The organism is Pantoea sp. SIMBA_079, from assembly GCF_046940275.1.
Lineage (GTDB): Bacteria > Pseudomonadota > Gammaproteobacteria > Enterobacterales > Enterobacteriaceae > Pantoea > Pantoea borealis.
Map to the genome: position 1 here is coordinate 1 of NZ_JAWRYR010000253.1, position 275 is coordinate 275.

Below are 275 nucleotides of genomic sequence, written 5' to 3' on the forward strand. Positions count from 1 at the left end.
CAGAGCCTGGTACGCGGCGTGGCCCACCTGCTCGACGACCTGCGTCACAACGATGGGCTGCCGCGTCAGGTGGACGAGCGCGCCTTTGAAGTGGGCGTTAACCTGGCCGCAACCCCTGGCGCAGTGGTATTTCGCAACGAACTGCTGGAGCTGATCCAGTACTCGCCGATGAGCGAAAAGCAGCACGCACGCCCACTGCTGGTCGTGCCGCCTCAGATCAACAAGTTCTACATCTTCGACCTCAGCGCTACCAACAGCTTTGTCCAGTACATGCT

At 60.7% G+C, this 275-nt stretch carries 1 pseudogene; it reads left to right on the plus strand.

What is annotated here, in order from left to right:
- Positions 1–275 (plus strand): annotated as a pseudogene (locus tag SB719_RS19915) (class I poly(R)-hydroxyalkanoic acid synthase); the annotation flags it as partial.